1 protein-coding gene (cut by a window edge) is annotated in these 21,724 nt (G+C 62.7%); it reads right to left on the minus strand.

Translation table 11 applies throughout. The annotated features are described in order from the left end of the window. A protein-coding gene (locus PRZ03_RS11090) for a DUF4347 domain-containing protein (protein ID WP_273600358.1) crosses the window boundary here: on the minus strand, positions 1-21,724 show its 3' portion. 23,792 nt of this gene lie beyond the right edge of the window; 21,724 of the gene's 45,516 nt are visible here — the last part of the coding sequence; its start codon lies off the right edge, out of view; the stop codon is at positions 1-3.

Consider the following 21,724-nt stretch of genomic DNA (forward strand, 5'->3'; position numbering starts at 1 on the left):
CTACCACTCGATTTTTGCTGGGCTTGCAGTGCTTGCCCGGGCTTGCTTTTCTTGCTTGGGAAAACGGGGCTGGGCCGAAGATTTGGCCATCCATTTTTCGGTCAGCGCGTCCAACGCAGCACGATTCGAAGCCGACTGGGCGTCCGCCGTTTTGGCCAACATGGCATCACGATCAAGCCAACGCCGATTGCTTGCCACGATCACCCCTGCCAATAGGGCGGTCCCGGAGGCCAAATCGGCTTCCTGGTTGAGGTGCTCAGCGGCCGGGTCGGCACTATGGGCTTCGCCGCGCTCTTGTGTACTCGCACTCGGCTCGGCTGCGCCTTCCAGCATCTCTGCCGCTTCGCGGCTCTCTTCAGCTGGCCGCGACGATACGCCTGGCGCTTCGGCCACAGATGTATGCGAGTTCCGCCTGCCAATAGCTTGCTCATTGGCCTGCTGATCGGACTGCTCACTCTCCTCCACCTGCTCCTGCAGCATGGCTTCCTCGGCTGAGGCGCTGCTATTGCGGCCTACAAAATCGCTGTGGAACAAGCGCTGGAAGACCGAGGCACTCAAGAAGCTGGCCGTGCCAGGCAGGTCAAACTCGGCCAAGGCAGTTGCTGCTACCCCTTGCTCAGACGAAGAGCCAGATGCACGCTGAGACGGTTGGCTAGCATCCCTGCTCGCCTTGGCACTACCGCTGCCACTTGCGGCCATCGCCAAGTCCGACTCCACCTGCTGAGCCAAACCGTCCAGCAACTTCACCGAGGCATTTCCGCCAAACAGCAGGTCTTCGGCTGGCGAGCCGTGCATCACATCGCGCCCGGGGCCAGCGACCAAGATGTCCAAACCGCTGCCGCCGTCCAAGTCATCGCTACCGCCGAAGAGCAGGTCTATGGACAAGATTTGCACACGCTTGCCACCGTCCGAATAGCTGACCCGTCCGCCGTCGCCAAACAGGATGTCTTTGCCACCCATCCCAGACAATTTGTCATCGCCGGCACCGCCGATGCCGATATCGTCGCCATCGCCCAAGAACAGGCTGTCATTGCCACCAAGGGCCGGGTCGCCGCTGACGATCATCAGAAGAGCGCCTTGGGCGTCGAAGATCACTTCGCCGCCGTCGCCCAAGACCAGATCGGTGCCATTGCCGGTCGTCACCGAATCGTTGCCGGCGCCGGCGACTGCGACGTTATCGCCATCGCCCAGATCCATTCGGTCATCACCGGTGGTGGCCCGGTCGGTGTCGGTGCTGCGCAATCTGGTGGCCATTCCGCCCGCAAAGACGATGGCGCTGTTGTCGCCAAAGGCCAGGTCTTTGCCGGAGCCGGTCTCGATCACGTCCGAGCCAAAGCCACCGATGACGATATTGTCCCCATCCCCGGCCCGAATTACATCGGCTCCACCGGTCAAGTCAAAGCCCCCGGCACTGCCGTCCAAGACCAGTTGGCTTGCTATTTCGAGCAACATCAGGCCGCTCTCATCAAGCGTGATGAAGCCGTTGTCTCCCAAAATCACATCGCGCCCGGCGCCGGTCGTGACCACATCACCGCCGACACCCGCCAGAATGATGTTGTCGCCATCGCCGGTCAGGATCGAGTCCGAGCCACCCGAACTGGCCTCGGTATCGCCGGTGCGGTAGCGAATCGCCAGACCGGCCCGGTTGTAGTCGATCTGCCCGTTGTCACCAAACACCACATGCTGGCCCTTGCCCGCCACCACCTGATCAGCACCGGCGCCACCAATCACGAGCTTGTCGCCATCGCCCATCACGATGCTGTCGCCACCGCCATTGGCGACGGCAGGGACATCCAAATGCCCGCCGGCATGGTGCGCGGATAGGCCTCCCGCCTCATTCGGCGCGGCGGCGATTTGTACGCTCGCCCCCGGTTCAGCCAAGGTCGAGCGAATCTGCGTGAACGCGGTGCCCGCATCATTCAATTGGATGATGCCGTTGTCGCCCAAGACGGTGTCCTGACCACGGCCCGTGCTGACGCGGTCACCGCCGAGCCCAGCCAAGACGATATTGTCACCATCACCCAAAGTGATGACATCGGCGTCGCCTGTTGTGGCAGACCGATCACTGCTTTGATAACGGTTTGCCAAGCCGGCGACGTTGTAATCAATTTGGCCGTTATCGCCGATGACGGCGTGTTGGCCGGCGCCGGCGATGATGGTGTCTTTGCCGAAACCGGCGATGACGGTCTTGTCGCCTGCGCCCGTCGTGATGCTGTCGTCCCCGCCCAGGCTCAGCAGCATCGAGGCAATCTGCTGCAGCGCCGTGCCGGCTTCATTCAGTTGGATGAAGCCGTTGTCGCCCAGGATGGCATCGCGGCCATTGCCGCTGCGGATGCTGTCGCCGCCCATGCCGCCGATGATGATGTTGTCGCCATCACCAAGCGTGATGCTGTCAGCGTCGCCGGTGGCGGCTGTCTCATCCGTCGTCGCGTAGCGCGTCGCCAGGCCAGCAGCGTTGTAGTCGATCTGGCCGTTGTCGCCGATCACCACGTGTTGGCCGTTGCCAGCACTGACGGTGTCCTTGCCAAAGCCGGCGACGACAGTCTTGTCGCCTGTGCCGGTCGTGATGCTGTCATCACCGCCCAGACTCAGCAGCACCGAAGCGATCTGCAGCAGCGCCGTTCCGGCTGCATTCAGTTGAACGATGCCGTTGTCACCCAGAATGACGTCGCGGCCACTGCCGCTGCGGATGGCGTCGCCACCCATGCCACCAAGCACGATGTTGTCGCCATCGCCAAGCGTAATGTTGTCGGCGTCGCCGGTAGCTGCTGTCTCTTCCGTCGTCGCGTAGCGCGTCGCCAACCCAGCTGCGTTGTAGTCGATCTGGCCGTTGTCGCCGATCACCACGTGTTGGCCGTTGCCAGCACTGACAATGTCCTTGCCAAAGCCGGCGACGACCGTCTTATCGCCTGTGCCCGTCGTGATGCTGTCATCACCGCCCAGGCTCAGCAGGGTCGAAGCGATCTGGAGCAGCGCCGTGCCGGCTGCATGGAGCTGGATGAAGCCGTTGTCGCTCAGGATTACATCGCGGCCATTGCCCGTGCGGACGCTGTCGCCGCCCATGCCGGCCAGCACGATCTTGTCACCATCGCCGAGCTGGATGCTGTCAGCGTCGCCGGTTGTAGCGGTCTCATCCGTCGTCGCATAACGATTCGCCAGACCGGCTGCGTTGTAATCGATCTGGCCGTTGTCGCCGATGACGGCGTGTTGACCGGCACCGGCGTTGATAGTGTCTTTGCCGAAACCGGCGATGACCGTCTTGTCGCCTGCGCCCGTCGTGATGCTGTCATCACCGCCCAGGCTCAGCAAGGTCGAAGCGATCTGCAGCAGCGCCGTGCCGGCTGCATTCAGTTGAATGAAGCCGTTATCAGCCAAGATGACGTCGCGGCCATTGCCGCTGCGGATGCTGTCGCCGCCCATGCCGCCGATGATGATGTTGTCGCCATCGCCAAGCGTGATGCTGTCAGCGTTGCCCGTAGCTGCGGTCTCGTCGGTCGAAGCGTAACGAGTCGCCAACCCAGCTGCGTTGTAGTCGATCTGGCCGTTGTCGCCGATCACCGCGTGTTGGCCGTTGCCCGCGCTGACGGTGTCCTTGCCGATACCGGCGATCACGGTCTTGTCGCCCGCGCCGGTCGTGATGCTGTCATCACCGCCCAGGCTCAGCAGCGTCGAGGCGATCTGCAGCAGCTCCGTGCCGGCTGCATGGAGCTGGATGAGCCCGTTGTCGCTCAGGATTACATCGCGGCCATTGCCCGTGCGGACGCTGTCACCGCCCATGCCGGCCAGCACGATGTTGTCACCATCGCCGAGTTGGATGCTGTCGGCGTCGCCGGTGGCGGCTGCGTCATCGGTCGTCGCGTAGCGCGTCGCCAACCCAGCTGCGTTGTAGTCGATCTGGCCGTTGTCGCCGATCACCGCATGTTGGCCGTTGCCCGCACTGACGGTGTCCTTCCCGAAACCGGCGATGACCGTCTTGTCGCCTGTGCCGGTCGTGATGCTGTCATCACCGCCCAGGCTCAGCAGTGTCGAGGCGATCTGCAGCAGCGCTGTGCCAGCGGCATTCAATTGAATGAAGCCGTTGTCGCCGAGGACGACGTCGCGGCCATTGCCGCTGCGGACGGTGTCGCCGCCCATGCCGGCCAGCACGATGTTGTCACCATCGCCGAGTTGGATGCTGTCAGCGTCGCCGGTAGCTGCTGTCTCGTCGGTCGAAGCGTAACGAGTCGCCAACCCAGCTGCGTTGTAGTCGATCTGGCCGTTGTCGCCGATCACCACGTGTTGGCCGTTGCCAGCACTGACGGTGTCCTTGCCAAAGCCGGCGACGACAGTCTTGTCGCCTGTGCCGGTCGTGATGCTGTCATCACCGCCCAGGCTCAGCAGCGTAGAGGCGATCTGCAGCAGCGCTGTGCTAGCTGCATTCAGTTGAACGATGCCGTTGTCACCCAGAATGACGTCGCGGCCACTGCCGCTGCGGATGCTGTCGCCGCCCATGCCGGCCAGCACGATGTTGTCGCCATCACCAAGCGTGATGCTGTCAGCGTCGCCGGTGGCGGCTGTCTCATCCGTCGTCGAGTAACGCGTCGCCAGACCGTCTGCGTTGTAGTCGATTTGGCCGTTGTCACCAATCACAACATGTTGGCCTGCGCCGGCGCTGAGGGTGTCCTTGCCGAAACCGGCGATGACCGTCTTGTCGCTTGCGCCCGTCGTGATGCTGTCATCACCACCCAGGCTCAGCAAGGTCGACGCGATCTGCAGCAGCGCTGTGCCAGCGGCATTCAGTTGAATGAAGCCGTTATCGCTCAGGATGACATCGCGGCCATTGCCTGTCAGGATGCTGTCGCTGCCCATGCCGGCCAGCACGATGTTGTCACCATCGCCGAGCTGGATGCTGTCGGCATCGCCGGTGGCGGCTGCGTCATCGGTCGTCGCGTAGCGCGTCGCCAGGCCAGCATCGTTGTAGTCGATCTGGCCGTTGTCGCCGATCACCACGTGTTGGCCGTTGCCAGCACTGACGGTGTCCTTGCCAAAGCCGGCGACGACGGTCTTGTCGCCTACGCCGGACGCGATGCGGTCGTCTCCACCCAGGCTCAGCAGGGTCGAAGCGATCTGCAGCAGCGCCGTTCCGGCTGCATTCAGTTGAACGAAGCCGTTGTCGCCGAGGATGACGTCCCGGCCATTGCCCGTCAGGATGGTGTCGCCGCCCATGCCGGCCAGCACGATGTTGTCGCCATCGCCAAGCATGATGCTGTCGGCGTCGCCAGTGGCGCCTGTCTCGTCGGTCGAAGCGTAACGAGTCGCCAACCCAGCTGCGTTGTAGTCGATCTGGCCGTTGTCGCCGATCACCGCATGTTGGCCGTTGCCCGCACTGACGGTGTCCTTGCCGAATCCGGCGACGACGGTCTTGTCGCCTGTGCCGGTCGTGATGCTGTCGTCACCGCCCAGGCTCAGCACGGTGGAAACAATCTGCAGCAGCGCCGTGCCGGCTGCATTCAATTGGATGAAGCCGTTGTCACCCAGGATGACATCGCGACCAGTGCCGCTGCGGACGGTGTCGCCACCCATGCCGGCCAGCACGATGTTGTCACCATCGCCGAGTTGGATGCCGTCGGCGTCGCCGGTGGCGGCTGCGTCATCGGTCGTCGCGTAGCGCGTCGCCAACCCGGCTGCGTTGTAGTCGATCTGGCCGTTGTCGCCGATCACCGCGTGTTGGCCGTTGCCCGCGCTGACGGTGTCCTTGCCGAATCCGGCGACGACGGTCTTGTCGCCTGCGCCGGATGCGATGCGGTCGTCTCCACCCAGGCTCAGCAAGGTCGAAGCGATCTGCAGCAGCGCCGTGCCGGCTGCATTCAGCTGGATGAAGCCGTTATCGCCGAGGATGACGTCGCGGCCATTGGCGCTGCGGATGCTGTCGCCACCCATGCCACCGAGCACGATGTTGTCGCCATCGCCGAGCTGGATATTGTCCGCATCACCGGTAGTAGCGGTCTCATCCGTCGTCGCGTAACGCGTCGCCAGGCCGGCTGCGTTGTAGTCGATCTGGCCGTTGTCGCCGATCACCGCATGTTGGCCGTTGCGCGCGCTGACGGTGTCCTTGCCGAATCCGGCGACGACGGTCTTGTCGCCTGCGCCGGACGCGATGCTGTCGTCTCCACCCAGGCTCAGCAGGGTGGAAGCGATCTGCAGCAGCGCCGTGCCGGCTGCATTCAGTTGAACGAAGCCGTTGTCGCCGAGGATGACGTCCCGGCCATTGCCCGTCAGGATGGTGTCGCCGCCCATGCCGGCCAGCACGATGTTGTCGCCATCGCCAAGCATGATGCTGTCGGCGTCGCCAGTGGCGCCTGTCTCGTCGGTCGAAGCGTAACGAGTCGCCAAGCCAGCTGCGTTGTAGTCGATCTGGCCATTGTCGCCGATCACCACATGCTTACCGGCGCCGACGCTAACGCTGTCGCGACCAATGCCAGCAACGATGGTCTTGTCGCCTGCGCCAGCCAAGATCGTGTCGTCGCCGCCTCGATCGATTTCGCTTGACTGAATACCCGCCAAGACACCTGGCGCAGACCAATCAATTTGGCCGTTATCTCCCAGCACCACGTCGCTGCCGTTGCCGGTGACAATGCGGTCATTGCCGCTACCGCCGACGATGAAATTTCGGCCATTGCCGGCGGAGATTCGGTCGTCACCGCCCAAGCTGCCTATGCTGCCGGTCAAACTCTTGACTTGGCGCAGCACAGCCAAGCCGTTGAAATAAGAAGCGGCTCCGCTATCGCCGAGCAAGACATTGTTGCCGTTGCCCGCAGCGATCTGGTCGGCACCAAAGCCGCCCAGGCCCAGGTTATCGCCTTCTCCCAAGCTCAGCACATCGTCACCGCCCAGCGCAGCCAGCGTTGACTCAACGCTTTCAATTTGACCGCCCGCTGCCCAACGCATGATGCCGTGATCGCCCAGTACCAGATCATTGCCGGCACCGGCTGTGACGCGGTCATTGCCACCGCCGGCGATTACAAAATTGCGGCCATCACCAAGGTTCAGCTCGTCATTGCCGCAGCTGGCGTCGGAGGCATCACTGCTGCGCATTGTGGTCAACACGCCGGCGGTGTATTCGAGAACACCGTTGTCACCGACGGCAATATCAGTGCCTGCACCGGTGATGATGCTGTCGTGGCCGGCGCCGCCAATGACGATGTTGTCGCCTTCTCCCAAACGCAAATCGTCATTGCCACCCAGGCTCAGCGAGGTGGACTCTATCGTCGCAAAAACGCCAGGGAATACCCAATCAATTTGACCGTTATCTCCCAAGACCAGATCGGCACCCAGACCACTCAGTACGAGGTCATTGCCAAAACCGGCCAAGACAATATTGTCACCATTGCCGGCGTTGATATGGTCATCACCGCCTTCGGCTGGGCCTGTGCTCTTGACCTGGCGCAAAGCCGCAAGACCGTCGAAATAGATCGCCTCACCACTGTCACCCAAGAGCAGATCATGCCCGTTGCCGGCCGTGATTTCGTCGGCTCCGAAGCCCCCGACGCCAATATTGTCACCATCGCCAAGCCGCAGATCATCGTTGCCGCCAAGTGCCGTCTCGGTCGATGCAAAGCCTGTCATCACGCCGTCGCGGTTCCAGCTGATTTGTCCGTTATCCCCAAAAACAATGTCAGCGCCCGCACCGGCTTGAACGGAATCATTGCCCAGCCCACCCAGCACCACATTGCGGCCGGCACCGGCGATCAAGTGGTCCGCCCCCTGTCCAGCTGCCATCGCCACTGTGTCAATGGTCTTGATGCTGCGCAGCAAACCAGGGCTGCCGTCCGCGCCATGCCCAGCCGTCACATGGCCCAATCCGGCCGCATTCAGCCAGGTCAGCAACCAGCCTGTCGCTGCCGAGCCAGTAACTTGCACCTGCCCGGCGCCGACGCTTGTCAAGGACTCCAGCGCTTGCTGGATCTGCGCAGCGGTGGCGTTAGCGGCCAAAGTGACCTGCTGATGGCCATCACCCAATTGGTAAGCACCAGCCTGGCTAGACACCGACAAGCGCGATGTGCCGCGTTGCAAGTCCGCACCGGCATCCAAGCCCAGTTCCAAGGCCACGGCTTGGTCCAAGCCGAACAAGTCGATCAGCCAGTTTGCATCGAGCCCGATCGCTTCGCTGACGCGCACCTTGCCCACGCCGATATGGCTGAACTTCTCCAGCGCACGCTGAATCTCGCCAGCTGTCGAATCCCAGTCAAGGACAGCGAAGTCGAAACCGTCGGTCAAGACGAAAACGCCAGAGTGGACGCCCAGCTTCAGCAACCCACCCGACAGCTCGCCGCTGCTTTGCAGCACACGCAACTCGCCGGCCAACATCGGGTCAAGCAACACGACCGCCCAAGCCCCAGGTGCCCCAGGTGCGCCAGCCACGGCGCTGACTTGCACATGCCCCGCGCCAATGCCAGCCAGGCCCTCCAGCGCCGCCTGAATCGCAGCCGCATCGGCATTCCAGGCCAAGTGAACGCGCTCCTGACCATAAGCCAGCACAAAGCCGCCGCCGGAGCCCACGTTCAGCTCGAAATGGGTTTCGACGCTGACGGCCGGGCCATAGACCAACTCCGCATTGTCACCAACCAGCACATCGTCGCTATCTTGCGCAGTCAGGCTGTCATTCGCAAAGCCGCCAATCAGCACATTCCGCCCGGCGCCGCCCAGCAAGGTGTCATTGCCACCCTGGGTGATATTGAGCGAACCAACTGCCCGCAGCGCGGCAAAGCTCTTGAGTGGGCCGGCATAACGTTCCACACCCTCGTCACCCAAGAGTACGATGACCATATTGCGGTCACTCACCCGAGAGGCATCCAGCACATCATTGCCTTGGTCACCGTGCACCACCAGCAGACGGGTCTGCGCGCTGCTGCCGAGATCAGCAATCGTCACCCTGTCGTCGCCGGCATTGCCGTAGAGGGTGGTGACGTCGTCGGCGCGAAGGCTGTCAAGGGCAAACACATCGTTGCCCGTGCCGGCCCAGATGCTGATACCGCGCCCAAAACTGCCGCCAACGGCGCTGTAATGAATGTCGGCGGGCGCCAGGCCAAGCAAGGCTGAGTCGCTTAGACGTACGCTGCCGTCGGCCACTGCGCTACCGAAATCGCTGATATTCAGCGCGTTGTGCCCGCTGCCTGCGTTTAGCCACAAATTGCTGCGAATCTGATCCAGGCTGTCACGGCTGCTTGGCAGCGCGGCGTCCATGCCGATATTGAAGACGTCATCGCCGGCATTACCGTTGATGGTCGTCAGGGCGGAAGTGCCGGTGATGTGCAGCGTGTCGGCGCCGGAGCCAAGGTTCAAGGTCAGCGTTTCCAGGCCTTCGTAATGAATACCGTCCTGCCTCGTTGCCAGTTGCGCTTGGCCATTCAAAAGGCTGACATCGATCGCCTCGATAGCGGCTTTTGCCTGCGCACCTTGGAATGTGATGACCCAGGTATCGCCATGCTTGCTGAGCGCGACGTTTTGCGTATGCGGCAAGCTCGGATCGGCATTGGCCGGATCAAGAATAGGCTGCAGCAGTGCCAAGAATTGCGCCTCAGTCACCGTCACCGCGATCGCATCCGTCCACTGGCCGAGCAGCTTCAAACGGAAGCTGCCGCTGACGCCCGCACTCAGCATCAGGGTCTGCACATTGTTGGCGAAACTTGGGCTCAAGCTGCCATTGCGCCGAGCGCTGACCCGCACATCCACACTGGCATTGGGCGCCGCCACCAAACTGTTGATGGCGCCCGAGCCTTGCTTCCAGAACAGCAGGGGCAGGTCTTGCCCGGCCAGATCGCCACCGAAAGTGACCGTGTAGCTGTCGCCGACCTTGTCGACTTGCACGCCGCTGCTGACGCCGAACAGGCCATTCAATTGGGTCGCCAGATCCGCCGCAGAGATACCGTAATCCAGTACCAATTCGCCTTGCAAAGCAACCGCATCGCTGCCGCGCATCACTTCGCCCCGCACGCCCAGCGTGAACTGACCGGACACCGCCCGCACGCTGATGACTTGCTGCTCGGTGGTGGACGGCATGCCCAGGCCGCTCAGCGAGTTTTCGGTCAACAGGCCGGTGGTCTTGCCGCTATTGGCGCTGTCATCCACATCCAGGCTGTCGCTGCCTTCGCCGCCCAGCACCGACAAGAGGCCCGAGATCTGATTGACGCGGTGAGTCGCACCACTGACATGGAAGCTGTCGTTGCCCTCGCCGCCGTCGATCAAGGTGTGGCCAGACAAAGACTCGATGTTGAACACATCATGGCCTTTGCCACCCAGAATCGTCGTACTGCCGGCATGCGTTGACAGCACATTGAAGATGTCGTTGCCCAAGCCCAGCTCGATATTGAGTGACTCGATGCCGCGGTAGTTGATGCCGCCTTGCAGGCTGAGGCCGCCAATCATGGTGTCTGGCCCCATGCCCAGGCCATAGATGCGGTCCTGCGTCAGCCAGCCCACATCATTGGCCGGGCTGTTGGCATTGCGGATGTTCAGCACATCGACTTGTTCCGCTTCCGCCACATAGAGGTTGGCATTGAAGGGCACGAAGAAATAGGCCGAGCCCACCATGCCCGCGCCGCCCGGCACTGCCCAGTCCTTGGTGAACATGACCGTCTCGTAACGCACGGCGGCGTAATACAGGCTGGAGGCGTCAATCTTGCTGGCCAGAGCACGCAAGGCTTCGGTCAAGGTTTCATTGGCCGAGGCTGCATATTCGAAACTCACGCCGTCCAGAATGACGCTATAGACCCCTGCACCAGCAAGGCGGGTGAAAGTCACCTGCGCCAGCGTCTGCGTCGTGCCGGGCGCATTGCCCAGGCTGAAGGCCGTGCCGTCTTCGCGCTTGATGCTCAGCGCGGTACCAATCAGGCTGTCGGCAAAGTAAGTTCCGATCAACTGGTGCGTTGTCGCATCCAGGATCGAGAAGACGTAATTGTTGGCATTGATCCGCGGGTCAAAGCCGGGCATCTGGCCGCGCAGCGCATCGATATAGCTGGCATTCAGATCGGTCAACAAGGCTTGCCCGCCCAGCGACGCAGCGCTGCTGATGTCGCCGTCCTTGACCAGGAAATTGGTTTCGCCGGGCAAGAGCAGCGGATCATTCAGGGCCCGCTCGGAGCTTTCACGCTGACCACCGTTGATGACCAGCGGGCCGCGTATGGTGTTGACGCGTTGCTGGTCGAGCGAGACGATGATCTTCATATCGCCGCCGTCGGCCACATGGTCATCGATGCCATACACCGTGACCGTCTGCTCCGTCTTCCAGGTGCCGCTCGCGCCGCCTGTGAACAGCAACTGCGGCGTCACCGTGATCAGACCCGTGCTGGCCAGCTGGCCCGACATGCTGATAGCCAAGCTCGCGGCGACAGCCAAGTTGTCGGCATGCTCGATGGTGACGACCAGGCCACGCACCGAAGCCTTGAAATTGCCATGCAAGTCGACCACGGCTTGGACCAAGGCTCGGGCCACAGCCGCCATATCCTCACCGAACAGAACGGTGTGGCTGACTGTGGTGCTGGCATCCAGCTTCAGCAGCCAGAGCTCGCCCACGCTGGCTTGCCCGCCCAGGCTGAGCGTGCTGCTGTTTTGCTGGCGCACGGCGCCGGAGGCACCCGGCGTCAAGCTCAAGGTGAAAGTCGCGCCGTCGACGCGTTGAATGCTCAACACCCGGTTGCGCACCGTGATGCTGAAAGCGGGATCGACCACTTGCTGTTTCAGTGCCCGCGCGACATCAATCAAGTTCTCGCCGGCCCGCAAGGTGTAGCTATAGACGGCACTGCCCAGCGTCATGCGCCAGACCTGGCCGGCCACGGCGTCGCCGCCCAACTCCAGCACCGAGTTGGCGACGATATGGGCCGTCGCCTGGGTGGCCGGTCGAATCTGATAGCCGGCGATAAAGGATGCTGCCGCACCAGCGGTACTGTTTGTGTAGGTGTCAAGCCTGATGCTTGAGCCGAGCAAAGTGGCCTTGAATTTTTCGTGGCCGGTCTGTTGCAAGAAACCACCGGCCTTGACCATATCGGCATGGAGGCCAAAGGCGATCTCGTTCATGCCGTCGCCTGCCAGCACCACATAGCTTGCAATGACCTCCAGGTGGTCATTGACATTCAAGGTCAGCTCCCAGGTCTCGCCGGCCACCGCGGTGCCGCCCATGGTGAACAGAGCTTGCGGCGTAGCGACCTGCACCTGCACGGCAGTGTTCTGGCCGAAATTGCTGTCTGGGTCAAACGCCAACTTGCTGTTGTACGTTTGATTGGCCTTGGGCACCACATTGACGACCCGGTCGCCGCCAGGATCTTTGCTCAGCGCGACGGTATAGCTGTCGGTCTTCTTGACGTAGTCAGCGACCGAATCCATGCTGTAGCTGAACTGCAGCTTGCTGCTGGCATCCAGCGACGAGGCCAAAACCTTGTCCAGGGTGTAGACATTTTCTTTGGCGTCATAGGCAATGATGGTGGCGCTATCGCCCCGGCCAGCACCCTCCATCACCGTGATGGTCTTGCCCAGCAGGTCCACCGCCTTCGGGTTGGTTTGATGCTGCTGCATCGACACATTGAGCTGGTAAGACGTGCCGGCGAAAACCCCGGCCTCGAACTCGTCCGCAAAATAGCCGTTGTCATCAAAGTCGATCCACGAGCCGACCACGATACGGTAGGTGCCGGCCGCCATGAAGCTCAGGTTCATGAACGGGTCTGAAGCGCTCAAACTACCGGCGTCGCGGATCAAGCCGGCGCTGCTCTTGTCGATGCGGTAGCTGCTCTTGAGGCCGTCTTTGGTCAGGAATTGCGGCGTCACGCCGTCCTTTTCCACCGCCACCAAGGTCAAATAAGGCGTTGCCGTGAAGTCAAAAGTGCGCGTCAGCCAGACCGTTTCATAACGGCCGGTCAGCGGGTTCAGTACCTGCGTGGGCAGCTGTACAGACTTGCTGCCGCGACCATAGCTGGCGTTGTCAATGTCAAGGAAGGCCTGCACCGAGCCGTTGCCAGCCTGCGGCTTCTCGACCGTGAAGCCAGTGAACCAGGCGTCCGCGTGCGGGCGGATGACGATGTCGGTCGTGTCGGTCGCGCGCGAGGCGGTGAAGCGGTGAGCACTGTCCGCATTGATGGCGTTGACCAATTGCTTCGCCACTTCGGTCAGCGTTGGGTCGCTGTCGGCGATGACGCTGAAGGTCTGGCCGCCGACCGTGATCTTCCAGGTTTCGCCGGCATTCGGCGCTTGGGTGGCGTCGAGCGTGACCGTGGCGTCGCTGTAGTGCGTCCGGCTGTCGGTGGTCGGCGTGCCGCTGAATTGCGAGGCCACGCGGTTCTCGGCGGTCTGGCCGATGGTGACTTCGCTGCCGTCCGCCTTGCTCAGCAGCAGGTCGGTGCCGCTCAAGGTCGCACCCAATGCGGTAACGTAATGGGCCAGCACCTCGCTGAGGTTGTTGGCCGTGGCCAGGACCGTGTAGTCGTAGGCTGTGCCACCGACGCTCAAGGTCCACTTGTCGCCCGCGGTAGCGTAGCTGTGGGCCGGGTCGAGGCTGATCTTTTGGCCCCAGTTCAACAGCGCGGTCGACAGTCCTTGCACGGCTTTGCCATCAATCGGAGCAGCGGTATAGGCGCCGGTCAGATCAAGCACCGGTGTCGTGCTGCCGATGCGGATGATGACGATTTGCCCACCGATATTGAGCACCGCATAGCTCGAACCCAGGGCCGTATCGAGTTGGCCGGCCAAGTCGGCCGCCACCACGTCCATGGTCTCCGGGTTGACGGCGGTGGTGTGGCTGGACGCGCTGGTGTCGACGCCGTCTATCTTTGCAATCTTCCAGACCTCGCCTGCCACGCTCTGGTGTGTGGCCGTGTCCAGCGTCACGCCATTGCTGGCCAGGGTCGTCTCGTCCGTCTGCGCGAGAACGAAGCCTGCCGTGGTGTCCAAGTCGGTGACAAAGAAGTTGCCGGCGGCGGAGCTGGCCACGTAAGCGCTGCCCAGCGTGCCATTGAGCGTGGTGGCCAAATTGGCGATGCTGTCTACGCCTTTGACGGCGCTGACCGCGAGAGCTTTGTCCGCGCTGACCGACACTCGGCTGGCAGTGCTGATGGCGCTGCCGGCCAGGCGCTGCGTGCTAACGGCCAGATCGCTCGCGCCCTGCAGACCCACATAGCTGAGCGAGATCGCGCTGCTGTCAGTCACGGTCAGGCGGGCGCCCCGCACAACAACACTGAAGGTGCTGAGTTCTGCCTGCAGGCCCAAGGCGACAGCATTAAGCTTCGCCGCGTTGGTGGCCAGCGCCGCATCGGCAGCGGTCGCCACATAACTCTTCGTTGTGACCGTACCGCCCTGCGTGACGGCGAGCGTCCAGACCGATCCTTCAGTCACCGGGCCGCTCAAGGTGACGGCGCTGCTGAATGGCGTCGTGCCGCTGAGCGCACCTTGGTCTGAAGCGAAGTTGAACGGCGTGGCCGCAGCGCCGCTCGCGCCGTAGGTGCTGGTGACGGTGACGACAGCCAGGGTGGCTGAAGACGTGTAGGTATGGGACGGCGTCGCCGACGCATCTACTGAGAAGGTGTTGCCCAGTTGGGACTGCAGCTGCGCGGCGATATAGGCGGCAGCAGTCATAGGCGTCGTCGTCAGGTCCTCCGTGCCCAGCCAGGTGTAGTGGGCCAGCGGCGTGGTCTTGTCACCGCCTTCGGTAACGCGCACCGCCCAAACCGTGCCGGCCGTCGGCGAATCATCGGCCACCACGGTGAAGGTAGCGCTGTAATTGTCGGTGACGGCCACTGAAGAGCCAAGCGTCACCACGCCAACCGGAGCCAGTTCGGCGCTGAAGGCCGCCGAGCCGCTGATGACGACGCTGTCGCCGCTGCGATAGGCGGCAAAGCCTTCGCTGGCATCGAAGCCGTTGATGCTGAGAACCCACTGGTCGACGATATCGGCCAGGCTGTTCAAGTCGCTGGCCACATAGGCGATGGAATGCAGCACGGCGTTGCTGCTGTTGCGCAGGTTCAGCTGCCACAGTTGCTGCTTGCTGACCGAGCCGCTGAGCGTGAGGGTGTGCGCGGCCGTGGTGCTTGTCACAGCGCCTTGCGCGGAGGCCACGAGGTCAAACGTGGCGCCGCTGGCACTGATCGCCACGATGCTGTCGCCACGGCTGGTGAAGCTGAAGCCCGTGGCGCTGAGCTTGGCGGTGAGTGCAGCCGCCACGTCAGCCAAGGTCTCGCTGCTCTTGCGCTCGTGCACGGCGGTGGCCAGCGTGCCGGTCGCATCAGTCAGAGTCACTGCCCAGATCTTGCCGGCTTCGGCCGCCGCTGCCGCTTCCGAGCCTGTCAGCGTGACGGCCTGCGAGGTGACGTCCTGCGCAGGGCTCAGGGCCAGCGTGAAAGCCTTGTTGGCCGCGTTGAGAACGACGATGTTCGCACCCGCTGTCGTGATCGTGAAGGCACTGGCCGCCGAGGCCAGCTTCAAGGCTGCCGCAAGCTTGCTTGCCAGGTCCGTCGCGCTGCTGCCAGACGCAGTTACCGTGGTCACCACCGCCGCGCCCGAGCTGGTGTCGATCAGCAGCAGCCGCCAGGTGTGGCCCGCAGAGATGGTGCCCAGCGCGGCGTCCACTGTGATGCCATGAACGACAAGCCCGGTCGTACCTTCTGTGGCGGTACCCGCGTTGGCCGCCACGATGCTGGAGCTCACCGTGAAGCCGTCCTCGCGGCCAGCGCTGCTGCTATTGCGCAGTTCCAGCATCTGGGTCACGCTGTTCCAGGTGGCAAGCAACTTGGCGTGCAGGGCCATGTCGGCATTGATCAGGTCTTTCAGACCGGTGCCGATGTCGTCCAGCGTAGCGGCGGTGGCGTTCGGGGTGGCCGGCCAGCTGAAGGTGCGTGCTGCGCTCAGACCATCCTTGTTGTCGGGCAGGGCGATGATGACGCTCCAGACCTCGGCTCCACCCGGCGCGCCTGTGAACGCCACATCGGCCGATGTCCAGCGTGCCGTGCCGACGTTGACCGGTGTGCCACTCAGCGTGGCGCTGCCCTGGCTGGTGTCCCCGCTGATCTCGATGCTCAGGCCGAAGCTGCCGGTGCTGCGTGAGATCCTCACATCGCTGCCGGTACCGCCGGCCGTGTAGCCGCTCAGCGCCGCGATTTGCGTGCGCAGCTGCGCGGCGATGTATTGCAGCGCGGTCTCGCTGCCGCTCAGGGTCTCGCTACCCGTCCAGGTGTAATGAACTGTGCCGGCCACGGTGCCTGTGAGTGCAAGCAGCCAATCTTGCCCGGCGCTGACAGTGCCGCCCAGGTTGACAAGGGCCGAAGAGAAGCTCGGCGCTGTGCCAGCCGAGCCTATGGCGGGCGTGGCAGTCTTGACCACCACTGCGGCCTGTGCGACCTGCTGCGTCAGCGTGAACCAGAAGCCTTCGGCATCGGTAATCGTCAGCATGCCGGCATTGGTCGTGCCGTCCACCGTGTAGCCGGCGGCGCCTGGTTTGTCAGCAGCCACCTTGACGGCCAGTCGGCTGGCGATGTCGGCCATCGTGTTGCCGCTCTGCACGGTGACCGCGTAACTCTTTTTACCAATAGTCAGCGTCCACACATCGTTCACGTGGGCGGAGCCAGTCAGAGCCAGCGTGGCCTGGCTGTAGTAAGTGTGGCTGTCGGAGCTGCCGGTAAAACTGCCGCCGTCGCGCTGCAGCATCTGCGCTGTGACCTTGATCTCATAGGTATCGAGCTTGCCGTCGCCGGTACCCTTGATGATCACATAGGGCGTGCTGGAGTCCAGCGCCGTGCCAGTAGTGCCAGGCTGGCCCTGGTTACCGATACTCGGGTTGAAGAAGGTAAACCAGTGACTCTTGTCGTCGATATTCTGGCCGGCAGCACTGCTGCTGTCCGCAGTTTCGCTGAGCGGTTCGCTGGCGAAAATGAATCTGTCAACCTGGCGCTGCTGGAGCGAGATTTGCAGGTCGTAGTCCACGCCCTTGGGTACGCCGGCCGAGCCCTTGTTGAGCCAAGTCATGCGGTTAGACACCGCCACCACGTAAAGGCCTTCTGAGCTCAGATCTCTGCTGAGGTAATCATCGAACCAGGTGTCGCTGCCACCGCCACCGGTGCCGGGCGAAGACCAGCCATTGCCGGCGCCCTGCAACACGAACTCCTTGCTTGTAGCGTCCCACTTGTAGAGGCTGAGTTTGGAACTCCAGACCTGCTTGTCGCCCTTGCTGAAACCATGGTCGATGTCGAAGGTGGCGGTCACTTTGCCTCCACCGTCGGTCAACATCGCGCCGGTGACACTGAAGCTGTAATAGTCAACCGCGCCCTTGCCCACACCCTTGACCGTCAGATGAGGCGTTGTGGTGCCGCCATCGGTGAACTCGGTATTGCCGGACTGCGCCCAGCTGGCGAAGTCCAGAGTCTGGGCATCTTGCAGCGTATGGTTGCTCTTGCCGGAATACACCACCGGTGAACCAAAGCTGGCCTTGATTTGAGTCACCTCTACCGCTGTCGCGCTCAGGCCGGCAGACGCCGCGATCAAGTTCTTCAAGCCCGTTGCAACATCGAGCAAGCTGGCGCTTGTGCTGATGTAAGTGAAGTTCAGTGTTGCTCCACCGCTCAGGTTAAGCGTTATCTTCCATTCCTGATTCGCCGCCACCGTGCCACTCAGGCCCAACACCAGACCCGTGCTGCTCTTGAGCACGGCATAGCGGCCGGCCGGTGGCGTGTCGGCGTCGCCCAATTGACGCACGGCGATGGATGCAGAAACCAGGTTGCTGCCGACAATATTGAGCTTGGCGCCATTGGCTTGGGTGCCGCCGTAGCTGCCGGTGCCGACAACGGCGGTGTCGGTCGGCTCCACCACATCGGTAGAACCATTCGACTGCTTGACGATGACATCGAGCCAGTCGTCATCGGCAATCGTCACATCGACCGCAGCCACGCGCGCACCCTTGGCCGAAGCTCCCGCACCCGCCACCCAGGAATAGGTCTTGCCGGCCAAACTGAATTCAAAAGCGCGGCCCAGGGCCACGGCGTCGCTCAAATTGCCGCCCAGATTGAAGGTCACGCTTGAGTAATGCGCGCTCGCGGCGGTACCGGTTCGGCTGCTGCCCACCGGCGTGTCGCTGGAAGATTGATCCGGCCTGAGGCTGAAATCTCCGCCGCCTGTCTTGCTGAGCATGAGCACAGCGCCCGAGGCCGTGGCGCTGAAACCACGGCCGTTGATCTGCTGGGCCAAATCAGCGGCGATGCTGTCTGCGCTAGGGCTGAGGTCGGTCGTGAAAGTGTAGAGATAAGGCCTGCCGTCGATGACCACGCGCCAAGATGCGCCGGCTTTCGCGGTGCCTGCGAATGTCAGGGACAGGCTCGCGCTGCCATTGAAGTAGTCAGGCGCCGGGGTCGAAGCCGTCAAGCTCAATCCGCTCAGCGCCGCCGCGCTGAAGCCGCCGCCTTCAAGCTCGCTGCGGCTCACGGTCACACTGGTGCCTGTGAGCGGCGAAACGGTGAAGTTGGCGGCCAAATCGGCCAAGACCTGAGCACGCAAGCCGGCCACCGCGTCGCTGAGCTTGAGGTTCAGGAAGGCCGCCTGGTCTTGGGCATTGAGCGTGTTGCCGATGCGGGCGAAATGCACGCCTTCAATCAGGCTGTCATTCACCGCCCGCACGGTCACGCGCTGTGGCTTGTTCCAATAGTCGGCGCTGCTAGGGTCGGCCGCCGTGAAGGTCAACTCGGTCTTGTCGAGCTGAAGCTGAGCGGCGCCACCGATCTCGGCCATATTGATGCGCACCGGCCCGCTGGGCGCGCGCGTCAGCAGCACGTCGTAGCTGGCCATCAGCTCACCAGACTCCGACACCCACATCGGCTCCGATGAGCGCGCCACCAACACGGCCGCCATATCGTCATCAACGATTTCAGCCGCCACCGAAGCCACGTTGAGCAAGTCATAGGCGCCGCCGTCGTTGGCTGCAGCACCTTGGCGCACGCTGTGCTGGATATTGATCACGCGCGAGCCTTCGGCCAGCGCGTCATTGGGTGCCGTGACATACACCGTCTGTGGCAAGAACCAGTTATTGATGTCAAACACCAAGGTCAGGCCGTTCTCGAACGCCGGGCCACCCAAGCTGCTGGACAAGGCCAGGCCTTGGCCACCGGCCCGCAACTCGGCCTCGCGCTGCTTTTGCTGGGCGGCAGTCACGTAAACCGTCTCCTGCGGTGGCCGGGTCAGCACGACGGTGTAGCTGGCCAGCATCAAGGTGCCGGCGCCGCCCACGTTCTCAAACACGCGCAAGAGGCTGGGCGCGCTGATCAGCACACCGGCGCTGTCGCCATCCAGCACATTGACCGACACATCGGGCACGTACTGGTTGCCGGAGGACATCTCGATCCAGCCACTGTGGCCACGCCCGTCGTTGGCCACCACGGCCACGGGCAAGCCGCCAGCGCTGCCGCCCACATCAAAGGTGTCACTGCCACGGCCGCCGACCAATTCCACCACCACATCCGGGTTAGTGGCGGTGACGTAGAAATGGTCATTGCCTTCCAGCGCATCGACAATGATTTTTTCGATACCGGCATAACCAACAAACAGACCGGCACCGAAAACGCCACGGTCGCTGACGACAAAATCGTCGCCATATTCGGTGCCGACGATGGTCAGCGTGTCAAAACCATCGCCTCCTTCGATCTGCACCGGCGAGTTGATGGTGTAGCTGATGAAGTCGGCGCCTTGGCCGCCATTGATGCTGGCGATAGGCGCTTTCGGATCCTTGGCATTGACGGCGACAAAGCTGCGCACCCGGAAGGTGTCGTTGTCGTTTTCGCCGTACATCAACAAATTGGCTTTGTTGCGGTAAATCACAAAACTATCGTCGCCATCCCCGCCAAAGAGCGAAGTCGGCACGCTGACGCCGTTGCTCAGATAGCCCAAGGTCGTTTGGGTGGTCTCAATGACATCTGCTGGCAACAAGCCTGCCAAAAGGTCGCGCGGCGACTGGAACAGCTGCCCGACCTGGAAGCTGTCATTGCCCGAGCCACCATAGACCGTGGTCAGGATGCTGTTGTCGTCCAGCACAAAACTGTCATCGCCATTGCGGCCATAGACGGTCAGATCGCCATTCAGGCCGGCATAGTTGAGTCGCTCGCTGACGCCCGTGCCATCGGCACGTACGGCCATCAGCGCCGTACGGCGGAAGAAGAAGGTGTCATTGCCGTCGGTGCCGAACACCTCCAAGGCATTGACACTGACATCACCGGTTGGCGGGCTGTCATCGACGGTGATGACGCTGCTGCCCGTGCCGGCCAGGGCAATTCGGTACTTGTCGCCGCCGCCCTGTCCGCGCAGGGTCAGCAAGGCGCCGATGTGGTTTTCAAAGGTCTGGGTGCTGCCGTCGGCGTAGAAGCCGATGGCGAAATCATCAACGCCCTCGCCGCCGTCGAAGCTCGCCAGGCCCGTGTTGCCGCGCAAGCTGAGCTGGTCATTGCCGGCACCCAGGTTCACCGTGGTGACACCGGCATGGGTGTCGCTGACGGCCAGGCGATCATTGCCGCTGCCCAGGCGCAGATTGAGCGTCTCAAAAGCCTTGTAGAACAAGCCGGCACCGCCCATGCCGAAGCCGGCAAAGCTGTTCTGGCTCAGCGATCCGCTTTGGTTCGCAGTAGCGGCCGCGTTATTGATCAAGAGATTGTCTGTGCCGGTGCCGGCATCCAGATCGATGCGGCTGCGAATCAAGCCCACCAAGGCGTCGCCACTGGCCGCGCCAAGGCTGAAGCTGTCATTGCCGCCATGACTGCTGACCAACACCCAGGTGCCGGCGGCCGTGGAGCGCACTTCAAAGCTGTTATTGGCCTGGCCCAACCAGATGCTGAGCTGTTCCAACTCCCGGTATTCAATGCCAAACGGGCTCAGGCCCGAGACCAACGTGTCGCTCAGCCAGCCCGAAGAATTGGCGCTTTCGCCGCCGTCGTCGAGGTTGACGACGTCACGCTCGCCGGCCAGATCTTGACCCTTGCCATTGCCGTAAATCTGCAATTGGCCATTGATCAGATTGAGCGTGCCCCTGGCATCGCCCAGCACGGTCAGATGGCTGCCGACATTGATGACATCACTGCCCGCGCCGCCCATGACGCGGGTGATGGCGCTCAGCGGTGCGGCCAGGCCGCTGGCATCCACCAGCAAAGGCGCCACGTCGGCCACATTAGCGATGCCGGTATTGATGAAGGTGATCAACCAGGGCGAAGCGACGCTGCCCTGGCCGCTCACTGTCACTTGCACGCCGCCCAAAGCCTCGATGGCACTCTTCACAGCCGCTGCCGAGGCGTTATGCGCAATCGCTGCGGTCGTGCGACCGTCATAGCTCAAGGTGAAGCTGCCGCTGGACGCGGTAATCACCAACTCTTGCTGCTCGTTGACCGCCGCGCGACCGTCCACCATAGTGCGGGTCGCGACCGCAGCGGCGCTGCGGAAATCGACCTCGCCCTGCGCCACCAGCAAGGGCCGGCCGGTGCCGGCCGCGAAGCTGACACGCCAAGGGTTGTCGACAGCGCCGCTGCCCGTCACTTCAATCACGCCGACGCCGGCCAATTGCTGCAGCGCCGCCTTGAGCTGCGCTGCGCTGGCCTTGTAACTCAGCAAAGCCGTGCTTTGACCGTTGTAGCTGAGGCGGAAATTCCCGCTGCTGGCATCGGCATAGATGGCCTGCACTTCCTGCAATGCCGGCTTGCCGGCACTGGCGGCTCGACCTTCGTTCTCACGCACAACCGTCAAACGGCCG

The sequence above is a fragment of the Roseateles albus genome (genome assembly GCF_028595345.1).
GTDB classification, from domain to species: domain Bacteria; phylum Pseudomonadota; class Gammaproteobacteria; order Burkholderiales; family Burkholderiaceae_C; genus Paucibacter_A; species Paucibacter_A albus.